The following is a 19,602-nucleotide window of genomic DNA, read 5'->3' as shown; positions in this document are numbered from 1 at the left end:
GGACGGTCCGTCGGTCAGCGCAGGGGACTCATGGCGCCCGCCCAAATGTCGTACGGGACGCCGTCGGTGGCGGAACCCGCGAGTCCCTTCAACGGCAGCGGTTCGAGGCTCTTGGCCAGATCCATGCGGTAGACCACCACGGCCGTCGACACGGCGCGGGCCGTGCCGACGTACCAGGCGGCGGTGTCGTCGGCGGTGGTGCCGGCCTTGCCGGACACCGCGGCCGTGGCGGGAGCGGCGCCCGGGTGGGCGGAGCGGAAGGAGTCCGTGAGCGCCCGCGTCACCTCCCCGGCCACCTGGGCGCCGACCGCGCGGCGCGCGTCCGGGACGTCCAGCCGCACCGCCGAGCCGTTCCGGGTGATGTGGCGCACCGAGTACGGCTCGGTGTGCCGCCCCGCGGCGGCGAAGGTGGTGTAGCCGCTGGCCATGCGGATCGCGCTCGGCGTGGAACTGCCCAGGGACAGCGCGGGCACCTGGGGTCCCATGCTGGACGACAGCAGCCCCGACGCCTGGGCCGTCTGCTTCACCTTGTCCAGGCCGGTGTCCATGCCCAGTTGCATGAACGGGGTGTTCACCGACTTGGCGAGCGCCGTGCGCAAGGTGATCCGGCCCCACGACTTCCGGCCGTCGTTGTGGGCCGAGGCCTTCTTGCCGCTGCGGTTCCAGTAGGGGCCCTCCGGCGTGCTGACGGGCACGTCGTCGTCGCCGTCGTAGAGGGACTGCGGGGTGACCTGCTCCCGGGGCGCGTCCCGCCGCTTGACGGCGCCGTGCTCCAGGCCGGCCGCGTAGACGAACGGCAGGAAGGCCGAACCGGACGGCACCGTAGCGGCGTTGGACTCGTTGAACCCCTGCTTGCGGTGGTCCGGGCCACCGTAGACCGCGAGGATCCGGCCGTCGGCGGCCACCGACGCGGCGCCGTAGTGGGCGGCGGCCGCCGTGTTCGGGTGGGCCCGTTGGGCCTTCTGGCGTGCCTTGGCCACCACGGCGTCGAGGGCCGCCTCCCGCTTGCGGTCGAAGGTGGTGTAGATCTGATAGCCGCCCAGGTCGAACTCCCTGGCCGACAGGTGCCCGGCGTCCTTGGCGTACTGGGAGGCGAGTTCCACCAAGTAGTCGCTCTGCTCACCGGTGTCGTAGAGCGGGTTCCGCTTGAGCGGCTCGGGGAAGGTCCGGTACTCGGCCCGCGCGGCCGGCGACAGCTTGCCGATCTTGACCATCCGGTTGAGGACCCAGTTCCAACGCTCCACCGCCCGCTCGTGGTTGGCCGCGCTCAGCGTGGGGTCGTACAGGCCGGCGCCCTTGAGCAGCGAGGACAGGAACGCGGCCTCGCTCACGTTGAGTTCGCCGACGTCCTTGCCGTAGTACGCCTGCGCGGCGCGCTGGATGCCGTAGGTGCCGCGGCCGAACCAACTGGTGTTGAGGTACCCCTCCAGGATCGCGTCCTTGCTCATCCGGTTGTCCAGCTTGAGGGCGATCATCGCCTCGGTGAACTTGCGGCTGACGGTCTGGTCCTGGTTCAGGTAGACGTTCTTGACGTACTGCTGGGTGATGGTCGAGCCGCCCTGGGTGTCGCCCCGGCCGACCGTGCGCCACAGGGCGCGGGTGATCCCGGTGAACGAGACGCCGGCGTCGCTGTAGAAGCTCTCGTTCTCGGCCGCCAACACGGCCCAACGGACGTCCTCCGGTATGCCCTTGAGCGGCATCGCCTGTCGCTGCACCCAGCCGCTGCGGGCCATGGGCGTGCCGTCGGACCAGAAGAACACGTTGTCCTGCTGGGTGGCGTAGGCGTTGAGGTCCTTGGGGATGTCGGTGGCGGCGTAGGCGATCCCCAGGAACAGTCCGGACAGGCCGATGACCGTCGACGCGATGCCCAGCCACTGTCGGCCGGAGGGGGCCCAGCGGCGCCAACCGGTGCGGCCCGGGCGCGGATAGCGGGGTCTGAGCCGGCTGGCGTACGGCGCCAGCCGGGCGACGAGGGCGGCCGGCAGCGCACCTCTGCGGAGGGAGCCGGGCGATGACTGTGCGGCCCTGCGCCGGTCGGCCCGTCCGCCGGGACGCTCCGGCCGGCGTATCAGTAAGGTCTCGTCGGTGAGCGTGGGAGGCTCGACCCTCAGCTGTAACGTCCGCTCGGGGTCCCCGGGTTGAGGTGCGCGGGCGTCGCTGTCCGCGCCGGCGACGGGCTCCCGGGGCGTGGCCCGTCGGCGACCCGATGGCGCGCGGTCCTCGTCCGGAGTGTCCGGCCCCCGCCCAGTCCCTGTCACTCCGTCTTCCCTCCGCACGGTGCGTGTGGCTCGCACGGGGGTGACGCAGTCGCCGCCCCCGTCCCCCCGGCCACACCGCGGCCTTCACCACTTACACAAATCTATCAGCGATATTTTCGAAATCTCCACGCAATGGCCGAACGGAAACAAACGGAACAGATGGCCGGGCCGGGCGGCCCCCACAACGCAGTTGGGGCAGGGCCGTCCGACCCTGCCCCTCCGCTCCAGTGGTGCCGACGCGTCATATGAGCAGGGCGAACATCGCGGCCATGCCCAAGCCCATGGCCGCGTGACAGGCCGGGCCGAACGCCTTCGCACCGCTCCGCGTGGCCGACCCCGACGCCGCCTCACGGGCGGAGCGCGCCAGGTCGAAGGCGCGCGCCAGCCACCGCAGCGCGACCACGACCAGGAGGACGGCAAGTACCGCGGCCGTCAGCCGCTGACCGGTGCCGGTGAGGCCCATCGTCGTGGCGCCGGCAGACCCCGTCATCTGCATGCCGGGCATGTCGTCCATGGCCTGCCCTCCGCCCCGACCGGCGGACACGGGCGAGGAACCCATCACGGCGACCATCCACGCCATGGCCCCCATCATCAGGACGTGCGGCAGGGCGGCGAGCAACGCCCGGCCCCGGTCGGCGGATTGGGCGCGGAGCGGCCCGGCGCAGCCGAACCACAGCGCGCCCGCGACGAACACCCCGACCTGTGGCCCGGCGGGCAGGCCCATGCCCCAGGGCCACACCATGGCGATCATCAACACCCCCATGAGGACGTGGAGTCCGTGGTCGATCCGGTCGACCAGCGCCCCGTCGCGAGCCACGACCGACCGCAACCCGTAGAGCACCGGAAGGGCGTTGAGCGCCGTGAGGACCCAGCGCAGCCCGCTCGCGGCGATCACCTGGCGCCTCGCTCTCCGCGACGGCGTCCTACGGCGCCCACGGCCAGGTCGACGAGGAGGAACGCCAGCAGCGGCAGGCCGAACAGCGGGACGTGGTAGCCCACGACGGCGATCGCGACCACGGCCGGGGCGAGTACCCGCCCCGGCAGCCGGCGCCAGGCACCGCGCGCCGGCGCCCGTCCGAGGGCGCCGCCGGACCTGGTGGGCCGGCGCAACCACCACATCCGGTAACCCCAGAGGATCATCATGATCAGGCCGACCGCGAGGAGCGCCAACACGATCTGGTTGGCCAGGCCGAACAGCAGGCCCATATGGGCGTCGACGCCCCAACGGGTCAGCTTGGCCAGCACCGGATAGTCGTCGAATTTCAGGGTGGCGGTCACCTTCCCGGTGGCCGGATCGACGGCCACCGAGTCCTGCTGCTCCGGCCAGGAGCGGGTGTTCTCCTTCACGACGTAGGCCGAACCCGCCTTGACGGGTGGGGAGATGACGACCAGTCCGCGCAGGCCGGCACCGTGCGCGGCGGCCGCGACGGCGTCGATGCCGACGTCCTTCGTGCGGGCGGCACCGGAACCGTCCCCGGACGTGCCCCCGCCACCCGTGGCGAGGGCCGCGGAGACCGTCGGGGTGTTGCCGCCCAGCGCGCCCTTGAGCTCGCCGATGCTCGCACCGGCATGCGCGGACCAGGTCAGGCCCGTGGCGGACAGCCCCAACAGGCCGACGGACGCCCACACACCCACCGCGCCGTGCCAGGACATGGTGCGGCGCCGGCCCCTGGCGCCGCGGCGCGGCAGGACGACAGCGCGCAACCGCCGCCGGGTGCGGGGCGCCCCGATCCACAGGGCGAGCCCGCCGAGGACCTCGACCCACAGCCAACTGGCGGCCAACTCACTGTAGTTGCGGCCGAGGTCGCCTAGATGCAGCGTGCGGTGGAGATCGTCGAGCCAGGCGCGGACCGGCAGCCACTGACCGTTGGTGCGCAGCGTGCCGAGCACCTTGTGGTCGTAGGGGTCGACGAACGCGGTGAGCGTGGTGCCGGTGGGCAGTCCGGGCCTGTCGAAGACGACCCGGGTGCTGTCCGTACGGCCGGGTGCGGGGCTGACCGACACCAGCGTGCCGTCCGGCACCGCCCGCCGGGCGGCCGCGACCTGACTGGCCAGCGAGGCGGCCTCGCCCCGCGGGCTGACCTTCAACTCGTGTTTGTAGAGCACCGATTCGAGCTGCGGCGCGGCGGTGTACGCCAGCCCGGTCAGCGCCGCGACGAGGAGGAACGGACCGACGAGAACGCCGGCGTAGAAGTGCAACCGCAGCAGCAAGGGGCGCAGGCTTCCCCAAGTGCCCGGCTCGGCCGCCGCGTTGGCCGGGACAGCCTCGGTCCCGTCGCCTGACGCCCCGCCCGGTGGCGCAGCCGTCCCCTCTGGCGCGACTGACGTGCTGCGACTTGCGGCCATGGCGGACTCTTCTTCCTGCGGATGTCTCGATCGTCGACCGATGTCTACGGTCCGCAGGAGGAGTCGGATCGCCGGCACGAGAAGTTCCCGCGCGCGCGATGTGAGCGTGGTCACGCTGGAGAGGCGGTGAATGGGGGAGCGGATGCCCGTTGACCTTGATGGGGCGCGGTGCGGGACCGTCAGCCGGTCAAGCTCCGTGTGGTGAGCGGGAGTTTCCACACGTTGCGACGGTGCATGGCGGTGAGGCTGTGGTGCAGGGGAGAGGGCGGGACGGCCAGCACCGTGCAGCAGGCGCGTGCCACGCAGTACCGGGAGACCGAGGGCCACATTCCGCGACGCAGTCTGCCGCGGGCCCCGGCGCCGATCACGAGGAGGTCGTCGCTCCGGTCGGCGGTCGCCACCAGCGCCCTTCCCGGCGTGCCGCGCGCGACCAGGGCGTGGAGCGGAACCCCCGGCCCTTCGCTGCCGAAGGCGGTGTCCAAGGCATCCATGAGCTGTTCGCTCGCCATGCGGTGCCACGTGGTGACCAGTGACGCGCCGCGGGAGGGGAGGTCGCCACCGGGCGGCTCCCAGGCCAGTACGGCCCACAGTTCCGCACCCCGGACGCGCGCTTCCGCGGCGGCCCGGTGCAGAGCCGTCACGCTGCCCAACGAACCGCTCACGCCGGCCACGACGCGCTGGCCCAGGGGTTCGGCCATGGGCCACGCTCCTTGGATGTGCTGCCCTCGCGTGACCCGGGCCGCGATGACGTGTGCGACCGGGCCCCGCGTGTCTGTCGAGTTCATCGAAGCGCCGCCGGCGCAGCGGTTCCGCCTCGTTGGCGCTTCTCTTACGCGGGTGGGGGAGACCCTGACGACGTCATGACGCCGGCCGGTCGTCAGGTGAGCGAGGCCGGCCGACGCTGGGAGCGATCGTGACGTCCACGCCGCCGCCTGTGAGCTGTGCGGCCACGGGGGAGAGGTCGGGGATCACCACGTCGGCCGCGGAGGTCAGGGCGTGCGCGTCATGCGTCGTGGTGAGGGCCACGGTGAGCATGCCCGCAGCCCGTGCGGCTTGGAGACCGGCGGGGGCGTCCTCGAAGGCGACGCAGCGCGCGGGGTCAACGTCGAGGCGCTGGGCGGCGGTCAGGAACGGCTCCGGGTGCGGCTTGTGGTGGGTGATGTCGTCGACCGTCACGAGGTGCCTGGCCTCGATGCCCGCCGCGGCCAGGCGCGCATCGGCGACGCGGCGGGTGCCGGAGGTGACCACCGCCCAACGGTCCGGGGGAAGCGCCGCGAGCAACTCCCGTGCACCGGGGACCGGGACGGCTCCTCCGTCGGTGGCGTCGTCGACCTCGGCCTGTTGCAGAGCGGCCAGTGCCGAGGGGACCCGCTCGGCCGGCAGCAGATCGGCCACGATCGCGGCTGCCGGGCGGCCGTGCGGCTGGACGGCCAGGATTTCCGCTGTGGTCAGGCCGTGCTCGCTCGCCCAACGCAGCCAGCATCGCGACACGGAGGCCAAAGAGGAAACCAGCGTCTCGTCGCTGTCGAAGAGGAGGGCGTCGACCGAAAACTTCATGTTTGCCAGGGTACGTGCGGGCGCGCATTCTCCCCGGGGCGCAGGGGTGGAAGCCGCGTGGCCAACTGATCATGATGGTGCACGATCGGGGCTTCCCGGCCATGGGATGAGAGGCGGTACCACGTGAGTTCCACCCGCGCGGCGTCGGGCGAGGAGGCCGGTGAGGTCCGTCGGTTCTGGGGCGGGCTCGGTCTGCCCGGGCTGATCGACGTCCACACCCACTTCATGCCCGAGCGCGTCCTGCACAAGGTCTGGGACTACTTCGACACCAGCGGGCCGCTGATCGGCGGGCTACCGTGGCCGATCACCTACCGGAGGCAGGAGGCGGAGCGGGCGGCCCTGCTGCGGGAGTTCGGGGTCCGCGCCTTCACCGCGATGCTCTATCCGCACAAGCCCGGCATGGCCAGGTGGCTGAACGGATGGGCGGCCGACTTCGCCGCACGCACCCCCGACTGCCTGCACACCGCCACCCTCTATCCCGAACCGGACGTCGAGACGTACGTCCGCGAGGCCGTCGAAGCGGGCGCGCGGGTGTTCAAGGCCCATGTGCAGGTGGGGGACTACGACCCGGCCGACGAACGTCTGCATCGGGCATGGGGGCTGTTGGCCGAGGCGCGGATCCCGGTGGTGGTGCACTGTGGCTCCGGACCGGCGCCCGGCAAGCACACCGGACCCGAGCCCATCGCGCGGGTGTTGGCCCGCCATCCGCAACTGCCGCTGATCGTCGCGCACATGGGGATGCCCGAGTACGAGGAGTTCCTGGACCTCGCCGAACGGTACGACCAGGTACGGCTGGACACGACGATGGCCTTCACGGACTTCACCGAGGGGTTCATGCCGTTCCCCCGCCGGGCCCTGTCGCGGCTCGCCGCGCTCGGCGACCGCGTCCTGCTCGGCTCCGACTTCCCCAACATCCCCTACCGCTACCACCATCAGCTCCACGCGCTGGAACGGCTGGGCCTCGGGCGTGACTGGCTGCGGGCCGTCTGCCACGACAACGCGGCGCACCTGTTCGGCCTGTAACGCGGCGTCTCGGCGCGGCGGGCGACCTTCTTGAGGTCGGTGCGGGATACGCACCGTGACCGGGTGGGGACGCCGTGGCCGCGGCCCCGGGGGGTTGCGGTCGCGGCGTCGGAGGTTCGGCGCGACGCTGGCAGGAGAGCGCGGCTCGCCTTCCCCGTGCGGGTGCGTCGGCGACCGCGTCGAACAGGAAGGCAGCGGTCATGGCAGCAACGCCGGACAACGGGCGGCAGCGGAGCGTCTACAACGGCAAAGTCGTCGTCGGCGACGCATTGTTCGCCGGCGTGGCGCTCACGGTAAGCGGCCCCCTCAGCATCCTTCAGGGCATCACCGCGATCACCAGGGACAGGGTCTTCTCCTCGTTCGGATACGCCTACCGATTCGACCTCACCGCGTGGGGCTGGATTCACCTTGTCATCGGTGTGGCACTCTTCGTCGTCGGCGTCGGGATCCTGCTCGACAAGGCGTGGGCGCGCGGAGCCGGCATCGCGGTGGCGGTGCTCAGTCTGATCACCCAGTTCATGTTCGTGCCGTACTACCCCGTGTGGTCGATCATCGTGATGGTATTCGACCTCCTCATCGTGTGGTCGCTGAGCAGGTCGTTCCACCCGGCGGCCCGCGGCGGCCGGTAAGCGGGGCTCGGGCCGCCCTCACCCGAGGAGTCCCCGGCAGGACGGGAACGCCCGTCCTGCCGGGGCTCGCTCGCGTCCCGATCCCCCACCGGCCAGGAACCCTCAGGGGCCGAGCGCTCACATGGTGTTGTATCGAGTAGATCAATAAGAGGTTAGGCTTGCCTAAGCCGAACCGGGGGTCGGGGCCTTTCTCGCGCCGTCCGGACGGACTGTCGACCGCAGTCAAGTGGGCCGTGCGCACCGCGGCCCGGGAGAAAAGGACCTGGCATGGCCATCGCTTCGCGCCGGATATCGCGTCGTCTGTTCACCGCCTCGGCGGTGACCTCACTGCTGTTGGTCACCAGCGCCTGTGGTGGTGGGGGAGACGACGACAGCGCCGCCGCGAGCGGCGGTAACGGCGCCTTCCCGGTGTCCATCAAGAGCGCGCTGGGCACGGCCACGATCAAGAAGGAACCCAAGCGGATCGTCACGCTCGGTCAGGGCTCGGCCGAGACGGCAATTGCCCTGGGGCACACGCCGGTTGGCGTGGAGGAGTACGCCTGGGGCAGCGACAAGTCCGGTTACCTCCCCTGGATCCGGGACGCGGTGAAGAAGTCCGGCGACCCGCTGCCCAAGCAGTTCAAGGGAGGCGACCAGCTCGACACCGATGCGATCACCGAACTGGCCCCCGATCTGATCCTGGCGCCGTGGTCGGGCATCACGGCCAAGCAGTACGACCTCCTCAAGGACATCGCTCCGACCGTGGCGTATCCGGACAAGGCGTGGAGCACCCGCTGGGACCAGCAGATCAACACCATCGCCAAGGCGGTCGGCCAGCCGGCGAAGGGCACCGAGCTGATCAAGGGCATCAAGAAGCAACTGTCCGATGCCGCCGCCGCCCACCCGAACTACAAGAACGTGACCTTCTCCTACATCTACACCTCCGGGCCGGGCACGTTGGGCGTGTTCAAGCCCGACGAGCAGCGGGTGGAGATGGTCAAGTCCCTGGGGCTCAAGGTCGACCCGGTGGTCGACACCTTCAAGGAGACCGACGGCACCGCCTCGTCGCTCATCGGCCTGGAGAACGCGGACAAGCTGAACAAGAGCGACGTGCTGTTCACCTTCTACTCCGACGACAAGACCCGGCAGGAGATCGAGAAGCAGTCGCTGTACGCGGCCATGCCGGCCGTCAAGAAGGGCGCCGTGGTGGCGAGTTCGGACAACTCCTTCGTCACCGCCTCCTCCATGATCAACCCGCTGACCGTGCCCTACAGCATCGAGCGCTACCTGCCGCTGATCGACGGCGCGGTGAAGAAGGCCGGCAAGTAGCGTCACGGGACGGGGTGAGGACATGACCGCGACCATCGACACCGCGCAGCAGCGGACACCGGTGCGCCGGCCCGGCCGGCGCACCGCCGCCCTGCTTCTCCTGGCCCTTCTGGCCCTGGCCCTCGTCTGCCTGGCCAGCATCATGTTCGGCAGCAAGCCCCTGACCGCGGGCCAGGTCTGGGACGCCGTGACGGGCCACGGCGACGCCTACACCACGACCGTGGTCGAAAGCCGCTATCCGCGCACCGCGTTGGGGATCGTGGTGGGTCTCGGCCTCGCCGTGGCGGGCGTCCTGATGCAGGCGGTGACCCGCAATCCGCTGGCCGAGCCGGGCCTGTTGGGCGTCAACACCGGGGCCGCCGCGAGCGTGGTGGCCGGCACCGCGTTCGCCGGCGCCTCCGGGCAGACCCAGACACTGCTGTGGGCGCTGCCCGGCGCCCTGCTGACCGGCGTGTTCGTCTACGTCATCGGCACCCTCGGGCGGGGACTGAACCCGGTGCGGCTGGTGCTGGGCGGCGCGGTGCTCACCGCGGTGCTGAGCGCCTTCGTCCAGGCCGTCACGCTCAGCCGACCGCGGGTCTTCGACAGCTACCGCTACTGGGTCGTCGGGGCCCTCGGCGGCCACGACTGGGACGCCGTGCGGAGCGTGCTGCCGCTGACCGTCGCCGGACTCGCGGTGGCCCTGTTCCTGGGCCGCAGCCTGAACGTCGTTGCCCTGGGCGAGGATTCCGCCACGGCTCTCGGGGCCCGCCCGGAGCGCGTCAAGGCCGCCGCGCTGCTGACCGCCACCCTGCTGAGCGCCGCCGCCACCGCGGCCGCGGGACCGATCGCCTTCGTCGGCCTGGCCGTTCCGCACCTGGCCCGCACCCTCCTCGGGGCCGACCTGCGACGCCAGCTCGCGCTCAGCGCCCTGCTCGGGCCGACCCTGCTGCTGGCCGCCGACGTCATCGGGAGACTCCTGGTGCGTCCGCAGGAGCTGATGGTCGGTGTCGTCACCGCGTTCGCCGGAGCCCCCGCCCTTCTGATCGCCGTCCGCAGGATGCGAGCCGCCTCGTGACCCACTCCATAACTCCGGCGTCCACCGCCACCGTTCGGCGGCCGCGGCCCGGCAGCCGAAAGTTCCTCGTCAAGCTCGGGTCGAAGGTCGCCCTGCGGGTCCCGGTCCGGATGTTCTGGGTCGGCGTCGCCCTGTGCGTGGCCATCCTGGCGGCCTGCACCGCAACCCTCACCGTGGGCCGCCTCGGCATCGCCCTGCCGGACCTGCCCTCGGCGTTGACCGGCCATGCCACCGGCGTGAACGCCTTCGTCCTGGACCGGTTGCGCGGACCGCGGCTGACGGTGGCGGTCGCCGCCGGCGCCGCCTTCGGGCTGTCCGGCGCCCTCTTCCAGTCGGTGACCCGCAATCCGCTGGGCAGCCCGGACGTCATCGGCCTCGGCCCCGGGGCCGGCGCGGGCGCCGCACTGGTCGCCCTGCTCTTCCCGGGCGCGCCGGTCGCGTTGGGGGCGCTCGGCGGGGCGCTGGCGGCCATGGCGGTGGTGTACGTCTCGACCGGGAGCGGCTTCCGCAACCCCACCCGACTGGTCATCGCGGGCATCGGGGTCTCGGCGATGGCGACCGCCTTCATCCAGTACATCGTCTACGCCATCGAACGCGACCAGGCCACCATGCTCAGCTCGTACCTCAACGGCAGCCTCACCGCCCGCTCTTGGGACGACGCGGCGACCATCGGCGTGGTGCTGCTGCTCTGCGTGCCGTGCGCCGCGCTGCTGTCCCGCCCCCTGGGCATCAGCGAGATGGGCCGGACCACGGCGGCGGCGCTGGGCGCGCGCCCGGACCGGGCCTTCACCGGTGCCGTGCTGCTGACGATCGCGTTGTCCGCCGGCGCCGTCACGGCAGCCGGCCCGATCTCGTTCATCGCGCTCACCGCACCCCAGATCGTCAAGCGGATCACCCGCGGCACCGGCCCGCACCTGGCGCTCTCCGCGCTCTCCGGCGCTCTGCTGCTCGTTCTCGCCGACCTGGCGGCCCAGAACGCCCCGGTCTTCGGCAAACTGCCCGTCGGCATCTGGACGATGGCGCTGGGCGGCGCGTACCTGGGCTATCTGCTCTTTCGCGAGTGGCGCCGCGGGGCCCTGTGACGCGGCGCGGGCCGGGCCCGCGCCGCGTCTCGGTTTTGTCGCGCAGTCGGTCAGCCGCGCGGCGCGCAGGCCGGGCGCCGTGGCACGACGCGGTTGGCGGCGGTCTTCTGCAGCAGGCCGTAGGCGAGGACCGGCAGCAGCAGATGTGGTTTGTCCGGGAGCGCCGTGCTGATCAGCACGGCGCTCGCGCTGCTGTTGTTCATGCCGCAGGCGAGCGTGAGCGACGAGGCGGCGGGCGGGTCCAGCCGCAACAGCCGGGCCGCGCACCGGCCGAGCACGAACGACAGCAGACAGACCAGCGCCGCCACGACGAGCGCCGCCCCGAGCAGTAGGGGACGCGGCCGGGCGAGGAACGAGCCCAGGGCGCCGCTGGCGTTGACGTACGTCAGGAGCAGTGAGCCGGCCAGGGCCGCGGGCACGACGACCCGCAGCCCCCTCTCCTGCCAGGCCGCGGGCAGGGCGAGTCGGAGCAGGATGCCCGCGGCGCAGGGCAGCACCACGCCGGCCAGGGCGAAGCCGCCGCCGGCCGGGTGGCCGCTCGCGGCGAGGGAGTTGGCGTAGCCGCCGCTGAGCAGCGGGGACAGCAGCCGGATCAACACGGGCGTGGTGAGCGGGCTGAGGAGGGTGGAGGCGAGTACCAGACCCACCATCGTGGGCTGGTCACCGTCGCCCTTGCCGGTCCACACCGTGGCGCCGGCAGCGACGGGCATCGTGACGATCAGGATCATCGCGGTGACCAGCCCGCTGCCGCCGTCGGTATCGGGCGACCGGTGCAGCAGGAACGCGACGAGGGGGATGACGGCCAACGGGATCGCCAGGTGCAACGCGAGCCCCGCGAGCAGCGCCCCCGGACGTCGCAGCACCCGGCCCAGCTCGCGGACGGGGACCTGGAGTCCCGCCGAGAACAGCACCAGCGACAGCAGGAACGGGGCGGTGGACAGTGGCAGTTGGGGCAGCGGACCGAGTGGCAGGGCGTGCGTGCGGCGCAGCCAGAGGCCGGGGCCCGGCAGGATCAGGGCGCCGGCGTAGGCCAGCAGGACGGCTCGGCCCAGGCGGCGTCGCAGCCAGGCGGTCGCGCGGTCAACGGGCGTGTCGGCGGTGGTCGGAGCGGGCAAGGCGGTCTTCTTCCGTCGCGGGGGCAGGGGCGGGACGGAGGGCCGCTATGCGGGGGCGAGGGGTGTGCGTCTGCATGGCGCCATGCTGCTCGTGCGCCGCGTGTGGGGGGAGCGATACGCGGCGGCAGTCAGGATGCGTTCAGGTACCCGGTGGGACGGTCGGGCACCATGACGTATGAAACCTCTGCGAGTCCGGCGGTTCCGCAGACCGGCCGGGCGACCCCTTCCCGTCCCCGGCCGCGCGGGAACAAGGTGCCCGAAGTCACCCTCTACTTCTGGATCATCAAGGTGCTGTGCACGACCGTCGGTGAGACCGCGGCCGATCTGTTGAACGGCAAGGCCGGTCTGGGGCTGACCGGCGTGTCGGTGCTGATGAGTGTCCTGTTGGCCGCGGTCCTGGTGGTCCAGTTCCGGATGCGTGTCTACCGGGCGGGCGTGTACTGGCTCGGCGTGGCGCTGATCAGCGTCGTCGGCACGCTGATCAGCGACAACCTCACCGACACGGTGGGCGTGCCGCTGGCGGCCAGTACGGCGGTCTTCGCGGTCGTCCTCGCGGTGGTGTTCGTGGTCTGGTACCGGCGCGAGCGGACCCTGTCCATCCACCACGTCGACACCAACGGCCGGGAATCCTTCTACTGGTTGGCGGTCCTGTTCACCTTCGCGCTGGGAACCGCCGCCGGCGATCTGCTGTCCGAGCGGATGAACCTCGGGTACTGGCTGTCCGCGGTCCTGTTCGCGGTGGCCATCGCCGCGGTGGCCCTCGCGCACTCCGCGCTGGGCCTGGACGCGGTGTGGAGCTTCTGGATCGCCTACGTCCTCACCCGCCCCCTCGGCGCCTCCCTGGGCGACTATCTCTCCCAACCCACCGGTGACGGCGGCCTCGGCCTGGGCACCGTGGTGACCAGCGTCGTGTTCCTGGCGGTCATCCTCGGCCTGGTCGGCTACCTCTCCGTCACCCGCAAGGACGCCACCGCTCCGGAGCGCGCAACGGGACGTCCGGCCTGAGCCGCCGGTCCGCTCAGCCGGCCGGCAGCCTGACCGTGAACCGTGCACCGGGGGCGTACGCGGGGTCGTAGGACACCTCGCCGTCGACGGCGAGGGCGAGCCGTCGCGCGAGCGACAACCCGAGCCCCGCGCCCTCGTGTCCGTCGCCGGTGTCCGCGCGCCGGCCCGGCTGGAACAGTTCGTCGACGAACGCGCTCGGGACGCCGGGACCGTCGTCGACGATGTCGATCCGCACGGCGCCGGGGGCGTGCCGTGCGGAGGCGGTCACGTGGGAGCGGGCGTAGCGGACGGCGTTGGCCAGGAGGGGGCTGATGATGCGTTCGAGGAGCGCGGGCGCGACCCCGACCTCCAGCGTGGTGGCTTCGCTCTCGACCGTCGCCGTCAACCGACCCTCCGCGTCGACGCGTTGGAGCAGGCGGTCGAGGACGGGAACGACGTCGGTGGTCCCGGGGGCCGTGGCTGGTGGGTCGAGCGTGCTCTCGCGGGCGTCGTCCAGCAGTGTGTCGCAGATCGTGCGCATCGAACGGGCGGCCTCGGCGAGCACCTCGTGGGTGGCGCGGGTCTCCGCATCCGTGCGGGGGCGGGCCCGCCACCAGTCCAGCTCGATCACGATCCGGGTGAGTGGTGTGCGCAGCTCGTGGGAGAGCTCGCCGGTCAGCCGCTGTTCGTGGCGCAGCACGGTGCGGATGCGGTCCAGCAGTGCGTCCAACGAGGCGCCCAGGCGGGCCAGTTCGACCGGCTGCGCGGCGGTGCCGAAGCGCGCGTCGGAGCTCACGGCGCTCCACTGCGTGGCCTGGTCGGTCATCGTCCGCACCGGACGCAGCGCCCGGCCGACGGCGAGGCGGGTGAGGGCGTAGGTGCAGGCGAGCATGACCGCGTCCAGGATCAGCGATCCCCACAGCAGGGTGTCGGCCGAACTGCGGTAGGGGCTGAGGTCCAGGGCGGTGACGACCGTTGCGTCGGTGTGCCGGCCGCTCAGGGGGCGGGAGCACAGGCGGAGGGGGAGGTCGTCGTGGGTGTGGAGGACGGTGCATGCCGGGGCGTGCTGCGCGGCGAGTCGATCGGCGGCCCGGGTCGGTGGGCTGTCGGCCGTCGTCGACGGGGGCTTTTCGAGCAGCCGGGTGCCGTCGTAGATCCACGCATTGGCGTCGAGGAGGCGGTCGTTGGCGGTCTCCAGGACGCGCACCCGGGGGCCACTGGTGTCAACGGTCGTGGCCACGGCGGCGGCCCGGCTGCGCAGTTCGCCGTCCGCCTGATGCTGTAGGTGTCGGTCCGTCGCCGCGTTGAACACCACGGTCAGGACGGTCATCAGCAGGCCGGCGGTGGTCAGTGCCACCAGGGAGAGCCGACCGCGCAGGGTGCGGGGCGTCAGGCGCCGGAGGAGGCGGTCGAGGGTCACGACAGGTGGTGACCGATCCCGCGCGCCGTACCGAGCGTCAGCGTGCTGCCGGCCCCGCGCAGCTTGCGGCGCAACCGCGTCAGGTACTGGTCCAGGGTGTTGTCACTCACGTGTGCGCCTTCGGGCCAGCCCGCCCTGACCAACTCCCGGCGGCGGACGGTGGATCCGTCCGCGGCGACGAGCGTGGCGAGCAGCCGGAACTCCGTGGGGGTCAGGGCGATCCGGTCACCGCGCACGGTGGCGCTGTGGCCGACCGCGTCCAGGAGGAGGTCCCCGGTCGTGGCCTTCGGGGCCGGCGCGGTCCGTTTGAGGGCGACGCGGAGTCGGGCGGTCAGCTCGGCGAGGTGGAAGGGCTTGGCGAGGTAGTCGTCGCCGCCGGCGGAGAAGCCGGCCAGGCGGTCGGTGAGTTGGTGCCGGGCGGTCAGGAAGAGCACGGGGGCGAGGAAGCCGTTGGCGCGCATCGCCTGGCACACGTCCCGTCCGTCCGCGTCGGACAGCCCGATGTCCAGGACGGCCGCCGCGATGTCGGCGGTGGCCAGCCGCAGGGCCGTGGCGCCGTCGGGGGCGAGCACCGGGGCGAGGCCCTCCTCGGCCAGGCCACGACGCAACACGTCGCGCAGGGCGTGGTCGTCCTCAACGACCAGGATCTTGTGGCGCATTGTTCTCCAGCGGCTCCTCGGCCACCCGCCGTGAGCGTGCCGTCGACGGATGGGGGCGTGTGCGGCAACGAGGGCGACGCAGGCCCCCGGTCGCGACTCGTCGGTCTAACGACCGTCAGTGCCCGGCAGTATTGCCCCTGGCAGGGCGAAGACCGACGCTCCCGCCGCTGCCGGGCCACCCGTGGTCGCGCAACGGGCCTACCGTGTAGCCACGTTGCCGACAGGTGTCCAGAATGCGGGGGAGTGCGCCGAGAGTTGACCGCCAGGAGCCGGGCGCGGAGGTGCAGTCCGAGTCGTGGAGCAGGACGGTGCCGCCGCCGCGCAGGTCGGAGACGACCGTGCGGTGGACCGATTCCGGAGTGGCCCGGGCCGTCCAGTCCCGGCCCCAGCAGGTCCACAGCACCGGGGTGAGTCCCAGGCGGCGGGCGGCCACGTGCGCGGCGGTCGACATGACGCCGTACGGGGGGCGGAAGAGCGTGGGCCGGCTGCCGGTGATCGCGGCGATCGCGTCGCGGGCGCGGGCGAGGTCGTCGTGGGTGGCGCGCGGGCCGCGCAGGAGCAGCGGGCGGTGCAGCCAGCCGTGGACGCCGATTTCGTGGCCGGCGGCGGCGATCTCCCGGACCAGGCCCGGGGAGCGGCGGGCTTCGCTGCCGAGCAGGAAGAAGGTGGCACGCACTCCCTGGCTGTCGAGCACTCGCAGGAAGTGGGGTGTGGAGCGGGGGTCGGGCCCGTCGTCGAAGGTGAGCGCGACGTGGTCCGCGCGGCCCCGACCGGCGAGGCGGGGCATGGCGCGGTTACGGAGCGGGCCGAAGGTGGAGACGACGGGAGCGCAGTGCAGCGCCGTGACGGCGGCGGCCCAGGCGGTCGCCCGGAGCGAAGGAGGAGGCGTGGTCACGAGTGGCGCCCCTCCGGAGCGTGGCCGTGGCCGGGCGCGGGGCGGTCCGGGTCGAGGCCGTGGCCGACGGCGCGCAACAGGGCGGGTCCGTCGTACGCCGTGGCGACTCCGGTGCCGACGGCGCAGGCCCATACCGTGCAGGCCGCGGCGGCGGTGACGGCGAGCCGCCGCGAGCGCACCCGCCGCCGCGCGAGGGGCCGAAGGGCCGGGAGGGGCGGCCCCGGACGGTGGACGCGGGCTATCTCGGCGGCCGGGCCGGCGGTCGAGGAGTCCGCGAACAGCGCGAGCGCCGCCGCCCGTTGGCGCAGTCCGAGCGGGCCGTCGGCCAGGTCGCCCAGCACGCTCCTGAGGTCGGCCGGGTCGCGGATCCACGCGGCGACCCCGGCCTCGTCCAGCGCCGCGGCGTTGGCCAGGCCGTGGCCCGGTATGCAGCGGTAGCTGGCCACCGGCAGCCCCGCGGCGAACGCCTCCAGGGACGTGAGCCCACCCGCGTTCTGGACCAGGACGTCGGCCGCCCGCATCAGGTCGGGCATGTCGTCGACCCAGCCGTGGACGTGCGCGATCCCGTCCGCGCGCAACTGCTCGGCGAGGGGCTGATTGCGGCCGCAGACGACGACCGGGACGGCGGCGCCGCCGTCGCACAGCTCCCGGGCGACCTGGCGTACGGGGCCGACGCCCCAGGAACCCGCGACCAGCAGCGCGAGCCGGGCGTCGGGCGGCAGCCCGAACCTGGCCCGGGCGCGCTGGCGTTCCGCTACGTCGCTGGGGTGGAACCGGGGGGCGACGACCGGCCCGCACACCCGGACGTCCCGGGCCCCGGCCGCCCGCGCCTGGGCTGCGGGCACGGCGTGCGCCGCGAGGTGGACGTCCACGCCCTGGGCCACCCACAGCGGATGCACCGAGAAGTCGGTCAGGTAGGTGAGGACGGGGACGGTCAGACGGCCGGCGAGGCGCAGGCCGCCCAGTACGCGACTGGCTCCGGGGTAGGTGGAGACGACGGCCCCGGTCCCGGGGCGCAGGGCCGTCAACACCCGTTCCTCGGAGGCGCGGAGCAGGGCCCGTGCCACCGGGCCGCCCCCACCGGCGCGCTCGGTGCTGGCGTAGATCCGCTGGTAGGCCCACGGCGCCCGGACGAGCATCCGGTGGTAGCCGTCCCGGACCGCTCGGCCGAGTCCGGCGGGCAGCAGGTCCAGCAGGTCGTACCGGTCGACGGCGAAGCCGCCCTCGGCGAGGCGGCGCTCCAACTCGGTGGCGGCACCGTCGTGGCCGGCGCCGACGCTCGCCGAGACGATCGCCACCCGGCGCGCGGGCACCGCGCCGCCACGGGGTGGCGGCAGGGTACCCGCGGGAGCGGGCCTCGGGAGCGTACGTCCGGGATGAGCCATGGGCTTTCCTCTGCGCAGAATGGGAGGACGCGTGACTACAAGTTGTAGTAGCTCGCGGTTCGAAGCCGGAGCATACCTCCTACAACTAGTAGGAGGTCACGGGGTAGCCTGTTCCACGACCAGATGACGGAAGGGCGAACGGTGAACGACTTCAGGGGCGGCGCCCCCGGCAGACGGGCGCGCGGCGAACTGGAGAGCAAGGTGCTCGCCGCCCTCTGGGCCGCGGACGGCCCACTGACGCCGCGCCAGGTCCTGCAGTGCCTGCCGCGCGACCTGGCCTACACCACGGTCCTGACGATCGTGTCCCGGCTGTACGGCAAGGGCATGCTCGTCCGGCACCGCGCGGGCCGCGGATACGCCTACGAGCCGGCCCGCGACGAGGCGTCCCACACCGCCCACCGCATGCGGTCGCTGCTGGAGGGCGGCTCCGACCGCGAGGCGGTGCTGGCCCGCTTCGTCTCCGAACTCTCCGAACAGGACGAGCAGTTGCTGCACCAACTGCTCTCCGGCAACGACGGCGGCGACGACCCCGGGCAGTCCACCGACGGGAAGTGATCCGGTGCTGATCAGCGTCTACATCCCGCTCGCCGTGACGGCCGTGCTGACCGTCCTCGCGCCGCCGCTGGCCCGCCGGCTCGCTCCCCGCCCCGCCGTCTGGGCCCTGGCCTGCACCGCGCTGGTCACCACGGTCGGCTGGACGGGGTCACTGGCCCTACTGGCCTTCACCGCGGTCGCCCAGATTCCCGAGGTGGCGGCGGAGGGCCGCTGGTCGGTGGCCGCCCTACAGGCCGAGGACCCCGTCCAACTCACCGTCGCCGTCGTCAGCGCCCTCGTCCTGCTGGCGGGCGTCCTCTCCCTGACCCGCGCCGCCGTACGGCAGGTCCGCCACCTCCTCTGGGCCAGGCGCGAATGCGCCCGGCTGCCCGGCGACGACGAGTTGACCGTCGTCGACGACGGCGCTCCGCAGGCGTTCGCCCTGCCCGGCGCGCCCGGCCGGATCGTGGTGTCCCGCGGCATGCTGCGCTGCCTCGACGACGAGGAGCGCGCGGCCCTGCTGGCACACGAGAGGGCCCACCTCCGCGGCCGGCACCACCTCTTCCAGACCCTGTGGCGGCTCACCACGGCCGTCAACCCGCTGCTGAGGCCGCTGGCCGACGCGGGCACCTTCGCCCTGGAACGCTGGGCCGACGAGGAGGCCGCCGCCCGGATCGGCTGCCGCCGGACCGTCGCCCGGGCCGTCGGACGGGCCGCCCTCGCGGCCTCGGCGCACGCCGCGCGCACCCCGGCCCTCGCCGCCACCGGCGGCGCCGTGCCCCAACGCGTCCGCGCGCTGCTCGCCCCACCCCCGCCGCGCCGCACCCTCCCCATCGCCGGCGGAGCCCTTCTGCTGTCCCTGTGCTGCGTCGGCCTCGCCAACGCCGCCTCCGACAGCGACCACATGCTCGACGAAGCGCAGCGAGCGCAATGCCTCACCGCGCTCGCGCAGGCGAGCCCGCCCGGTCCCGAAGCCCGCCACCACCACCCGCATGAGTGCTGCGCGCGCCATCTGCACACCGAACACCGGGGACATCGCGGGTAGGTGAAGGCCCCGTCGGCGTCGGGATGGGCCCGCGGCCAAGCGGCCGGGGTTCCACGAGCGTTACGGCGGCCGGCGACCGGCAGGAGGTGGGGCAAAGAGGCCGATGCGCTGCCCGCGGGGCGTCCCCGGCACCCTGTATGCCGTGGACGGCAGCGCATCGGAGCTTGATGCGGGACGAGCGCCCGCCGACGCGAGGCGGTGAGCGCCGCGGGCGTCGCCCTGACGAACATGCGGTGGGAGGGGCCGGCGGGACGGTGGCCTGTCCGCCGGACACCCGTCACGGTTCATGGCGCTGCCGGCGACGG

18 protein-coding genes are annotated in these 19,602 nt (G+C 72.8%); 8 read left to right on the top strand and 10 right to left on the bottom strand.

From position 1 onward, the window contains the following. Positions 1-14: 14 nt before the first annotated feature. The 5 genes from ACIQU6_RS33015 to ACIQU6_RS32995 form a co-directional block, all read right to left on the bottom strand. Positions 15-2,258, bottom strand: coding sequence for a transglycosylase domain-containing protein (locus ACIQU6_RS33015; RefSeq protein ID WP_403485408.1), 2,244 nt, complete (start codon positions 2,256-2,258; stop codon positions 15-17). A 241-nt stretch (positions 2,259-2,499) separates the two neighbouring features. Further along, on the bottom strand, positions 2,500-3,153 hold the full coding sequence (locus ACIQU6_RS33010) for a DUF5134 domain-containing protein (protein WP_403485407.1): 654 nt from the start codon (positions 3,151-3,153) through the stop codon (positions 2,500-2,502). Continuing rightward, complete coding sequence (locus tag ACIQU6_RS33005; protein WP_403485406.1) at positions 3,150-4,604, bottom strand: PepSY-associated TM helix domain-containing protein; 1,455 nt, start codon at positions 4,602-4,604, stop codon at positions 3,150-3,152. The genes ACIQU6_RS33010 and ACIQU6_RS33005 overlap by 4 nt, the downstream gene beginning before the upstream one ends. 179 nt (positions 4,605-4,783) lie before the next feature. After that, positions 4,784-5,302 carry a universal stress protein gene (locus ACIQU6_RS33000; RefSeq protein WP_403485405.1) on the bottom strand — a complete coding sequence of 173 codons (519 nt, stop codon included), beginning with the start codon at positions 5,300-5,302 and terminating at the stop codon, positions 4,784-4,786. 160 nt (positions 5,303-5,462) lie between these two features. Continuing rightward, positions 5,463-6,161, bottom strand: coding sequence for an HAD-IA family hydrolase (locus ACIQU6_RS32995; RefSeq protein ID WP_403485404.1), 699 nt, complete (start codon positions 6,159-6,161; stop codon positions 5,463-5,465). A 123-nt stretch (positions 6,162-6,284) separates the two neighbouring features. Between ACIQU6_RS32995 and ACIQU6_RS32990 the strand changes: the two genes are divergently transcribed. The 5 genes from ACIQU6_RS32990 (at position 6,285) to ACIQU6_RS32970 (ending at position 11,260) form a co-directional block, all read left to right on the top strand. Then, positions 6,285-7,184 carry an amidohydrolase family protein gene (locus ACIQU6_RS32990; RefSeq protein WP_403485403.1) on the top strand — a complete coding sequence of 300 codons (900 nt, stop codon included), beginning with the start codon at positions 6,285-6,287 and terminating at the stop codon, positions 7,182-7,184. A gap of 200 nt (positions 7,185-7,384) precedes the next feature. Next, complete coding sequence (locus tag ACIQU6_RS32985) at positions 7,385-7,813, top strand: hypothetical protein (RefSeq protein WP_403485402.1); 429 nt, start codon at positions 7,385-7,387, stop codon at positions 7,811-7,813. A gap of 267 nt (positions 7,814-8,080) precedes the next feature. Beyond that, positions 8,081-9,121 (top strand): iron-siderophore ABC transporter substrate-binding protein, encoded by a 1,041-nt coding sequence (locus ACIQU6_RS32980; RefSeq protein WP_403485401.1) that lies wholly within the window; start codon positions 8,081-8,083, stop codon positions 9,119-9,121. A 22-nt stretch (positions 9,122-9,143) separates the two neighbouring features. Then, entirely contained in the window at positions 9,144-10,178 is a 1,035-nt protein-coding gene (locus ACIQU6_RS32975) for a FecCD family ABC transporter permease (RefSeq protein WP_403485400.1), read from the top strand. A 110-nt stretch (positions 10,179-10,288) separates the two neighbouring features. After that, a complete protein-coding gene (locus ACIQU6_RS32970; RefSeq protein ID WP_403485411.1) occupies positions 10,289-11,260 on the top strand; it encodes a FecCD family ABC transporter permease in 972 nt (323 codons plus the stop codon). A 50-nt stretch (positions 11,261-11,310) separates the two neighbouring features. Here ACIQU6_RS32970 and ACIQU6_RS32965 read toward each other — a convergent pair whose 3' ends face one another. After that, positions 11,311-12,375 carry a sodium-dependent transporter gene (locus ACIQU6_RS32965; protein WP_403485399.1) on the bottom strand — a complete coding sequence of 355 codons (1,065 nt, stop codon included), beginning with the start codon at positions 12,373-12,375 and terminating at the stop codon, positions 11,311-11,313. Between the two features lie 168 nt (positions 12,376-12,543). Here ACIQU6_RS32965 and ACIQU6_RS32960 point away from each other — a divergent pair, with 168 nt between their 5' ends. Further along, positions 12,544-13,380, top strand: a complete 837-nt coding sequence (locus tag ACIQU6_RS32960) for a hypothetical protein (RefSeq protein ID WP_403485398.1) — start codon at positions 12,544-12,546, stop codon at positions 13,378-13,380. A gap of 13 nt (positions 13,381-13,393) precedes the next feature. On the opposite strand, the gene ACIQU6_RS32955 is transcribed toward ACIQU6_RS32960, so the two are convergent. From ACIQU6_RS32955 to ACIQU6_RS32940, 4 genes are all read right to left on the bottom strand, one after another. Then, positions 13,394-14,779 (bottom strand): sensor histidine kinase, encoded by a 1,386-nt coding sequence (locus ACIQU6_RS32955; protein ID WP_403485397.1) that lies wholly within the window; start codon positions 14,777-14,779, stop codon positions 13,394-13,396. Further along, positions 14,776-15,438, bottom strand: coding sequence for a response regulator transcription factor (locus tag ACIQU6_RS32950; protein WP_403485396.1), 663 nt, complete (start codon positions 15,436-15,438; stop codon positions 14,776-14,778). Before ACIQU6_RS32950 ends, ACIQU6_RS32955 begins: the two co-directional genes overlap by 4 nt. 115 nt (positions 15,439-15,553) lie before the next feature. Then, complete coding sequence (locus ACIQU6_RS32945) at positions 15,554-16,333, bottom strand: polysaccharide deacetylase family protein (protein ID WP_403485395.1); 780 nt, start codon at positions 16,331-16,333, stop codon at positions 15,554-15,556. Continuing rightward, positions 16,330-17,646: a glycosyltransferase gene (locus tag ACIQU6_RS32940; RefSeq protein WP_403485394.1), complete on the bottom strand. Its 1,317-nt coding sequence runs from the start codon at positions 17,644-17,646 to the stop codon at positions 16,330-16,332. Before ACIQU6_RS32940 ends, ACIQU6_RS32945 begins: the two co-directional genes overlap by 4 nt. A 213-nt stretch (positions 17,647-17,859) precedes the next feature. Here ACIQU6_RS32940 and ACIQU6_RS32935 point away from each other — a divergent pair, with 213 nt between their 5' ends. Together ACIQU6_RS32935 and ACIQU6_RS32930 are read left to right on the top strand one after the other, a co-directional pair. Beyond that, the gene (locus tag ACIQU6_RS32935) at positions 17,860-18,273 is read left to right on the top strand and encodes a BlaI/MecI/CopY family transcriptional regulator (RefSeq protein WP_403485393.1); all 414 of its coding nucleotides are present in this window, start codon (positions 17,860-17,862) and stop codon (positions 18,271-18,273) included. Between the two features lie 4 nt (positions 18,274-18,277). Then, positions 18,278-19,297, top strand: coding sequence for a M56 family metallopeptidase (locus ACIQU6_RS32930; RefSeq protein ID WP_403485392.1), 1,020 nt, complete (start codon positions 18,278-18,280; stop codon positions 19,295-19,297). The last annotated feature ends 305 nt before the right edge of the window (positions 19,298-19,602 follow it).

Source organism: Streptomyces sp. NPDC090442 (assembly GCF_044769405.1).
GTDB lineage: Bacteria > Actinomycetota > Actinomycetes > Streptomycetales > Streptomycetaceae > Streptomyces.
The sequence above is the reverse complement of the archived record's forward strand: the minus strand, read 5'-3'. Positions and strand labels throughout refer to the sequence as shown.